This window comes from Bacillus songklensis (assembly GCF_042649685.1).
Classification (GTDB): domain Bacteria; phylum Bacillota; class Bacilli; order Bacillales; family Bacillaceae_H; genus Bacillus_BA; species Bacillus_BA songklensis.
In genome coordinates, this window is record NZ_JBHRZT010000038.1 from 1 (window position 1) to 8832 (window position 8832).

The following is an 8832-nucleotide window of genomic DNA, read 5'->3' on the forward strand; positions in this document are numbered from 1 at the left end:
TTAGTGACACAAATTCATGCCAAAACACACGACACAAAACTCGTGATGCCGTTAAAAATCCTTGACTCAAGCACCTTACCACTCAATTTGACGAATCATCGATGGGCGAAATTCCGTAAAACAAAAGCAGGCGTGAAGTTACATCTACGCCTTGTCTTTATGGAAAAAGGGACATCGTATCCTGAAAAAGCCGTGCTGACAACAGCGAAAGAACATGACCGTGGTCAATTGGAAGTCATGATCGATGACAAAGAATGCATGTACGTGTTTGACCGTGGCTACCTCGATTATGAGCGATTCGACCGCATGACAGATGAGGGTTACTTTTTTCTTTCAAGGTTGCGGAAAAACGCAGTCATACGGGAAGTTTACGACTTCAAACTGCCAGACGATACGACCGTTTTATCGGATCAAATGGTGTTGATTGGCACGACGCAGAATCGAGCAGAAAACTATTTCCGTCTACTAAAAGTGATGGATTCAAAGGGAAATGAACTCCATTTAATCACGAATCGTTTTGATTTGAGTGCCGATGAGCTTTCAGAGATGTACAAATCGCGCTGGGCGATAGAGCTGTTTTTCAAATGGATCAAGCAACATCTCCGCATCAAAAAGTTTTATGGACAAAGCGAATGGGCGATTCACAACCAAGTGTTCATCGCACTGATTGTCTTTTGTCTGCATGTTCTCGTACAGCTTGAAACAAAAAGCCAGCGAAAGATTTTACAAATTAGCCGGTATTTAAGGGCGACTTTGTGGAAGCCAGCGCATCTTTGGCTTCGAAAAATCAAAGGAAAAACTGTGCCTTAACGAGCAAAAGGTCGTTATCGCTTACGTCTAATTGTAAATAAAATCCAAATGGATGGAGCCACCTTTGTTTGGGTATTTACTTTTTTGGCTTTTCATTAGAAAAAATATAAAACTGAAAATTCAAATAAAATTTATGCAACACTAGTGATATTAAATAAATTTTCTTTTTTTATACCAATCACACACCTTTTTTAGAGTAGTAGTATCAGTATGTTCAAGCTTGATAGATTTCTTGCTCCTTTTTTACATAAATGTACTTTCTAGCTGAATAAGATGACGGTAAGCCATCTTTTTATCAGCTCACGGTCTAATGAGCATTGTAGAGGAGGGGAAATATGTCAAATTATATCTTTCCTGAGTTATCATCTGATCAAATGATTTCAATCATCAGAAATGGACTTAAAAAAACCCAAATTCCCAAGAAGATCATCATTATTGGCGCAGGTATGGCAGGACTAGTCTCGGCCTCTTTGCTTAAGCAAGCTGGACACCATGTTACAATCATTGAAGCTTCTGAAAGGGTGGGAGGGCGGGTCTATACGTTACGAGGCGATTTTAGGGATGAGCAATATCTTGAAGCTGGTGCGATGCGTATTCCTCATACTCATTTTTTGACTTTGGAATATATAAAAAAATTCCAACTTCCAGTTAATAGATTTTTCAACACGACTCCTAACGACATTATCTATGTTAAAGGAATCAAAACTCGTTTAAAGGTATATGAACAGAATCCGGATATTTTTGGCTTTCCGGTAGCCCCACAAGAAAGAGGTAAAACCGCTGCGGAGTTGCTTCAATTAGCAATAAAACCCGTGACAGATTTTATTAACCAAAACCCGAAGAGAAATTGGCCTTGGGTCATAAAAGAATTGGATAAATACTCGATGGACACTTATTTAAGATATAACCCGTTTGGAGTCAGGTTATCTCCGGGTGCCATCGAAATGATCAAAGTAATTCTTTCACTGGAAGGATTTATGGAACTTTCTTTCTTGGAACTGTTACGTGAACTAATGATCTTGTTTACCCCTAGCATTCGCTTCTATGAGATCACAGGCGGTAACGACCAACTTCCTGAAGCATTTACCACTCAATTGAAAGATGATATCCATTATGGACAAAAGGTGAAGAAAATTGTGCAGCACGACAACCAAGTAACCATTCATTCTGTCCATAAAATCTTGGAGCCATTTCAAATCACCGGTGATCTTGCGATTGTGACCATTCCTTTTTCAGTCTTACAATTTGTAGATGTTGAGCCACGTGATTCTTTTTCTGAAAACAAATGGAAGGCGATTCGGGAACTTCACTATGTGGGCTCTACGAAGACCGGCATCCAGTTTAAAAACAGGTTCTGGGAAAAGGAAGGCATGTATGGTGGGCAAACAGTTTCTGATCTCCCTATTAAGTATACTCAATACCCGAGCCATAACCTCGGTACACCAGGACCGGGTGTTATTTTGGCTAGTTATACATGGGAGGATGATGCTATACCTTGGGACAGTTTGGATGATGAAGATCGCTTGGAATATGTATTAAAAAACTTGGCTACCATCCATGGTAAACAGGTATATAGTGAGTTTCAAACAGGAGCGAGCCACAGTTGGATTCGATATCCGTATTCTGGTGGAGCTTTCACGATGTTTAAACCCGAACAGGTAAAAGAACTATCTCCCTATATTTCTTCTCCCGAAGGAAGGGTTCATTTTGCTGGCGAACATGCCTCAACTACCCATGCTTGGATCCAAGGTGCAATCGAGTCCGGAATACATGTTGCATATGAAGTCAATGATTTACCAAAAACTTTCTTTGAAGTCCATGACTCACCGAACACTTCCTTTCAGTCCTAATCACCAATAAAAAAGAGGGTAATGGTGTAGAAACATTGCCCTCCAATCCTGTATGTAATTGGTTTGTCCAAAATTAAAACTTACAATTATTCACATGATAGTTAACATAAAACCCGTTATAAGCAATCAAAAAAATCCCGTTGATTTCATAGAATCACAGGGATCTTTAATACAAGATAATTAGCATTTTGCTGCATTAAATTTGGTACATAAGAACATTTAGAGCAACACAAATAATGTAAATGCAATGGCTAACACAATTCGATAGTACGCAAAAGGTGTTAAACCTAATTTTTCAAGCCATTTTAAGAAAGTCACCACTGCTATCATTGCCACAACAAAAGAAGTAATAAATCCTACTGCGAACATTGGAATATCGCTTACACTTAAATGATCCCAACTCTTTAATAAATCTAAGCCTGTTGCCCCTATCATAACAGGGAGAGCAATTAGAAAAGAGAATTCTGATGGTTCTGGTGCAAAAACTACAAACTACTTGTAACTAATCTCTGAATCTTGAACATACTGATACTATTACTCTAAAAAGGTGTGTGATCGGTATGGAAAAACAAAATTTGTTCAAATGGAAGCATTATCAGCCTGACATTATTTTGGGTTCTGGTGCAAAGATGATTTCAAAAAAACATAGGACATGAATTTCTTGCTAACTTACAGATTATGATGCAATGCCAAACAGTTTATCAATGAATTCTTTTCGATTTTGGGCAGACTTCACCCCTTGGTGAACTTGCCCTTTTTTCATCATATGCATAGCTTCAATGCCACTCAATATAGAAATGGCTGTTTCATAAGACTTGAATCCCAACATAGAACGCACACGTTTCTTAATGAAACGATGATCTTGTTCCACGATGTTGTTAAGATATTTCACTTGCCTTATTTGGATGCCTTCAGGCATCATCTTTTCCTCTTTTAACTGTTCGATGGCTACAGGATACGCTGGATTTTTATCAACCGTAACGACACGTGGTGTTGTAGAATGACGAACAGCCAAGGCTTTTTTGAAAAAGCGCTTGGCTGCTTTGGTATCTCTGGATTTACTTAAATAAAAGTCAATCGTATTTCCTTCCGAATCGACTGCGCGATATAAGTACATCCATTGTCCTTTTACTTTTATATAGGTTTCATCGACTCTCCATGAGTCGTTTGTTTGCTTGAGATGACGCCGTACTCTTTCATCTAATTCAGGTCCATATTGATGGACCCAACGCATAATCGTTGTGTGAGCCATAGATAAGCCGCGTTCCTCCATCATTTCCACCAATTCACGAAAACTGAGGCTGTACCGTAGGTACCATCTCACCATTAACAAAATAATGTCAGGCTGATAATGCTTCCATTTAAACAAATTTTGTTTTTCCATACTGATCACACACCTTTATAGAGTAATAGTATCAGTATGTCCAAGATTTAGAGATTACTTGCAATTGTCTTGAAGTTTTTGCACCAGAACCGTATTATTTAACAATAAAAGGGAATTATATACCATTTGGTAGTTTTATCCATTTAGCTTCCTTTTTATTTATCAGAATCAGGTCATACCCAAGAACATGAACCTATGTAGTTAATGAAAAAAAGTAGAAATTACTCGATAACGTTGGGGTAAAGAACGTTTTGGGTCCATATAGTAGTAAATTTGAAAGGATTCAAATTTTGAAGGTTGAATAGAAACAACTTAAGATTAAGACTATGACTGCTCATACATAGGCTAAATACAATCTCTATTTGGATATTGAAAGTAAATAACAATACAGATAGTATTCAGATTTTTGTTATGAAGGAGCAAAATAAGTAAAGGAGAACTGTTTACATGAAACATAAACATAAACCCTTTAATTAAATTTCTAAATAAGTGCAATTAACATAATATTTAGCATATCATAGAACCTTTGGTTTTTCTAAAATCAATGACCCATAAAAGTAAATAACCCCGCACCATAACTGGATTATTTATTTTTAGGATTAGGTAACATACCCAAAGGAATTTTAATAATAAAATGTGAACAATGGATGAAGGAAAGGTTAAAATTTTTTAGGTTTTTGCTGTTCAAAAAAGGCTAGATAAACTGCTATTTTTTTGCATCATTAAAATCTTAGGATTATATTATTTGATTTTATACTGACATCTGGGTAGCATATAGATATATCGAGAATTCCCGATATTTATCCGCTCAAATGGGAAAGGTGTTTATCATATTGAAGAGGAGATATGCTATTGAATCAGGAATTAGAACGATTAAATGACGAACAGGCCGTTGAAATCTTTAAGGCATTGTCCAACCAGACTAGAATAAAAATACTTCAAATGCTAAAAGACCCTGATAATAATTTTTCAACACAAGCCCATATTGTAAAAGTTGAAGGATTTGAAGGTGGTGTTTGTGTAAGTGATATCCGCAGCAAAACCCGGATCTCGCAGTCCACAACTTCCCAGTATTTATCGATTCTACTGCAGAGTGGGCTAGTCGAAATGAAACGAATTGGACAATGGACGTATTATCGGCGTAATAAGAAAACGATCAAACAGTTCGAAAAATACATCGGTATGAATATATAGCCCTTAAAAAAGGAGAAAGAAAGTCTATTAATTAACCCAGGTATTTATCCTCTATAAATCAAACATTAAGGAAGAAGATGAACGTATGTCTAACCATATAAAAAAACTAAATGAAATTCCGTTCTCGGTACTAGATCTTTCACCGATTGTGGCCGGAAGCACACCAGCTGATTCATTTCGCAATACATTGGAGTTAGCACAGCTTGCTGAAAAACTTGGGTATAACCGCTATTGGCTCGCTGAACATCATAATATGCCGTTTATCGCCAGCTCTGCCACTTCTGTAGTGATAGGACATGTCGCTGCAGGTACATCAAAAATCCGGGTAGGTTCAGGCGGGATCATGCTGCCGAATCATGCGCCACTCGTGATTGCTGAACAGTTTGGGACGCTTGAATCCTTATATCCTGGCCGAATTGACCTTGGTCTTGGCCGTGCGCCAGGTACAGATCAGCTTACTGCCCGTGCATTAAGACGTGATTTGAGAAGTACTGGAGATGACTTTCCAGAACAGTTAGCTGAACTCCGCGGTTACTTTGATCCTGACTTAGTACAAGGAAACAAATATGTTAAGGCTGTTCCAGGTGAAGGTTTGAATATTCCAATTTGGTTGTTAGGTTCAAGCGGATTTAGTGCCCAGCTGGCCGGAGAACTTGGTCTGCCATTCGCTTTTGCCGGCCATTTCTCACCACATAACACGCTGCCTGCTCTAAACTTATATCGACGTTCATTTAAACCTTCTAAAGTACTGGACAAGCCGTATGCAATGGTCGGGCTAAACGTGATTGCAGCAGAAACGGATAAAGAAGCACAGCTTCTTGCAACTACTCTCCAGCAGCAGTTTTTGAATTTAATGCGTGGTAAGGATGTGCCGCTCCAACCACCAGTTGATAACATTCATGAAATGGCAAGCAACTATGAAATAGAGGCTCTTCAAAATTCATTAGGTTTATCTATTGTGGGCAGCCCTAAAACAGTGAAAGAAAAGCTTCAGAACTTTATAGAGGAAAGCGGGGCTGATGAAATTATGGCGATTGCCCAGGTGTATGATCACCAAGCCCGCCTTCGTTCTCATGAAATTTTGGCAGATATTACAAAAGGGGAATAATGGTAAATGGCTTGGAGGAAACTCCAAGCCATTTTTTGTGACTATTAAACCGATTGAGTTGTTTGATCCTGTGAAGCAGAAGGTTTTAAATCTGTTCGATCTAAGAAGAAGGAAGCTAAGGTTCCTCCAACCAATCCCCAAAAAGGTGCCCCGATATGAAAGAGAGAAATTCCAGAAATCGTAATCAAAAATGAAAATAAAGCACCTGTTTTAAAACGCCCTGAAAAGCTCGTCTTCAAAGAGTCAATCAGGACATTAATCATGGCCAGCCCGCCCAGCATTTTAATTAATGAGGAGGGAATCAAATGGGGAACGGCTGCCGCCATTGGTGCAAAAACAGCTAATAAACATGACAAAATTCCTAATACGATTGCAGCGGCATAACGATTTTCTTTCAATCCAGATTCTTTACTTGCTAATAAGGCAGTCATTGGACCGGCAATACAAGCAGAATGGCCGCCCATAAATCCATTGAGAATCGATCCAATCCCGCTCCAACTCGTCATAGAATTAATGGGCGGGAGATAATTCGCACTCTCCAGAACAGCAATTCCTTGAGCATTTTGTATTGCGATGACCGTAAGCACTAACGGAATAACCAGTTCTCCCATCACAGATAGATTAAAGGAAGGAAAGACCACGTGCGGTACCGCCAAAGAAAATGATACACCATGAACTTGAATTCCTGGTAATACTTTTAATAAAACAATAGATGTGAGAATAGCCCCAACAATGGGAGGGAATTTTTTTGACAGCTTTCCGAAAAAAGAAAGAACAAGAAATACTAGAAAAGGAATTCCATTTAACAAGGGATTGTCGAGAACAGAACGAAACATATCTGTACCAAAAGGAAGAAGGACGCCGGAAACCATTCCCATCATGACTGGCATAGGAAGGACCTTCATTAATTTATCGATCATTCCAGATATTCCTAAAAGAAAAATGACGATGCCTGTCACGAGATAGGCACCAACTACCTGGCTAAATGTGTAATGAGATAAGGATGCTCCGACAAGAATTGCACCAGGAATCGAAAAAGCATATCCAATCGGCTGGCGGTAATAAAAGGAGAGACCAATCGATAGCAATCCCCCAATTCCATAAATAGCAAAGATCCAGGATGTAATCGCTGAATCAGATAGGTGGCCTTTCGAAGCTGCTTGTAAAACAATCAGTAATGGTCCAGTTGCGCCGAATAGCCAGGCCACAAAACCATTTGAAATATTTCCAATCGATAATAATCGGGGAAATTCAACAATATTCTTCTTCCACAAAGTACTCACTCCTAAAATAAGCTACAGTATAGTATAATATATTAAAACTGATAAAATGTATATAAAAATATACAAAAAATATGGAGGACCGAATGAAGGGATTAGAAGATGAACAAACAAGAAAATTAATTCAACAAATGGGCGGGCTGCTTCGGAAAATTAGAAGCGAACAAAAATTGAGCCTCGAGGAGCTTGCCGAAAAAACAGGTGTTAGCAAGCTCACGTTAGGAAAGATTGAAAGGGGAGAAACGAATCCCACATTAGGAGTTGTATGGAAAATTACAGAAGGGTTATCGATCCCTTTAACAAGAATTTTAGTAATGGACGATCATGTCGATCTTTCGAGATGTGGAGAGGGCTTTATGATTTATGGGCCAGACCAAACATGGAGAGTAGAGACAGTTTTTCGGAATACAGATGGACCAACAATGGAAATATATCGAGCATTTCTTGAACCGCAAGCCATGTACTCGCCGGAGCCGCATCATAAAGGAGCAATGGAATTTGTGACGGTAATGAGGGGAAATATCAGCTTTGAAGTAGAGGAGAGGGTATACCAACTCAAACAGTTTGATTCCATTAAGTTTGAAGCTGCGAGCAAACATCTTTATAAGAATATCGGTGATGAAGAGGCCGTGTTACATGTAGTGGTGAGATATCCTTCTTAACACTTCAAAGATTAAATTTTCCATAAAAACCCAAGTGAGTAACCTCACTTGGGCATGTAATTTCGATCCTTTGGAAGAGATGGAACATTTTTAGGTCTATAAGTAATGACATCAGAAGAATAAACATTAACAATCAATTTGTCCTCTAGTGTTTTCGCCTGAATGAGGATAGGCTGGTTGTAATTATTTATAAAAATTAAATCAGGCCCATTCCAGCTCACTGTGGCATCTCGTCCAGGAGGAACGTATGAAACTTCCCTGCTGTGTGAGGAGCGTTGAATCACATTTATGGTTCTGGTGCAAAGATGATTTCAAAAAAACATAGGACATGAATTTCCTGCTAACTTACGGATTATGATGCGATGCCAAACAGTTTATCAATGAATTCTTTTCGATTTTGGGCAGACCTCACCCCTTGGTGAACTTGCCCTTTTTTCATCATATCTGATGAACCCAACGCATAATTGTCGTGTGAGCCATCGATAAGCCTCGTTCCTCCATCATTTCCACAAGATTACGGAAACTCAAGTTGTACTGTAGGTAC

General features: G+C 38.7%; 8 protein-coding genes and 2 pseudogenes. 5 read left to right on the forward strand and 5 right to left on the reverse strand.

What is annotated here, in order from left to right; all coding sequences use genetic code 11:
• On the forward strand, positions 1-810 hold an 810-nt coding region (locus ACFOU2_RS08965), incomplete at its 5' end, for an IS4 family transposase (RefSeq protein WP_377914314.1).
• 335 nt (positions 811-1145) lie between these two features.
• Positions 1146-2660 carry a flavin monoamine oxidase family protein gene (locus ACFOU2_RS08970; protein ID WP_377914316.1) on the forward strand — a complete coding sequence of 505 codons (1515 nt, stop codon included), beginning with the start codon at positions 1146-1148 and terminating at the stop codon, positions 2658-2660.
• 219 nt (positions 2661-2879) lie between these two features.
• Here ACFOU2_RS08970 and ACFOU2_RS08975 read toward each other — a convergent pair.
• Together ACFOU2_RS08975 and ACFOU2_RS08980 are read right to left on the reverse strand one after the other, a co-directional pair.
• Positions 2880-3128, reverse strand: a pseudogene (locus tag ACFOU2_RS08975) (undecaprenyl-diphosphate phosphatase); the annotation flags it as partial.
• A gap of 208 nt (positions 3129-3336) precedes the next feature.
• Complete coding sequence (locus ACFOU2_RS08980) at positions 3337-4044, reverse strand: IS6 family transposase (protein WP_377914318.1); 708 nt, start codon at positions 4042-4044, stop codon at positions 3337-3339.
• A gap of 852 nt (positions 4045-4896) precedes the next feature.
• On the opposite strand from ACFOU2_RS08980, the gene ACFOU2_RS08985 reads away from it, so the two are divergent.
• Both ACFOU2_RS08985 and ACFOU2_RS08990 read left to right on the forward strand, forming a co-directional pair.
• Positions 4897-5238: an ArsR/SmtB family transcription factor gene (locus ACFOU2_RS08985; protein ID WP_377914320.1), complete on the forward strand. Its 342-nt coding sequence runs from the start codon at positions 4897-4899 to the stop codon at positions 5236-5238.
• 85 nt (positions 5239-5323) lie between these two features.
• Positions 5324-6346: an LLM class flavin-dependent oxidoreductase gene (locus ACFOU2_RS08990; protein ID WP_377914322.1), complete on the forward strand. Its 1023-nt coding sequence runs from the start codon at positions 5324-5326 to the stop codon at positions 6344-6346.
• 44 nt (positions 6347-6390) lie between these two features.
• On the opposite strand, the gene ACFOU2_RS08995 is transcribed toward ACFOU2_RS08990, so the two are convergent.
• Positions 6391-7620, reverse strand: a complete 1230-nt coding sequence (locus ACFOU2_RS08995) for a benzoate/H(+) symporter BenE family transporter (protein WP_377914324.1) — start codon at positions 7618-7620, stop codon at positions 6391-6393.
• A 92-nt stretch (positions 7621-7712) separates the two neighbouring features.
• Between ACFOU2_RS08995 and ACFOU2_RS09000 the strand changes: the two genes are divergently transcribed.
• Complete coding sequence (locus ACFOU2_RS09000; protein WP_377914326.1) at positions 7713-8288, forward strand: helix-turn-helix domain-containing protein; 576 nt, start codon at positions 7713-7715, stop codon at positions 8286-8288.
• Between the two features lie 44 nt (positions 8289-8332).
• Here the strand turns inward: ACFOU2_RS09000 and ACFOU2_RS09005 are convergent, their stop codons facing one another.
• Both ACFOU2_RS09005 and ACFOU2_RS09010 read right to left on the reverse strand, forming a co-directional pair.
• Positions 8333-8578, reverse strand: a complete 246-nt coding sequence (locus ACFOU2_RS09005; RefSeq protein ID WP_377914328.1) for a VanW family protein — start codon at positions 8576-8578, stop codon at positions 8333-8335.
• A 154-nt stretch (positions 8579-8732) separates the two neighbouring features.
• Positions 8733-8832, reverse strand: a pseudogene (locus ACFOU2_RS09010) (IS6 family transposase); the annotation flags it as partial.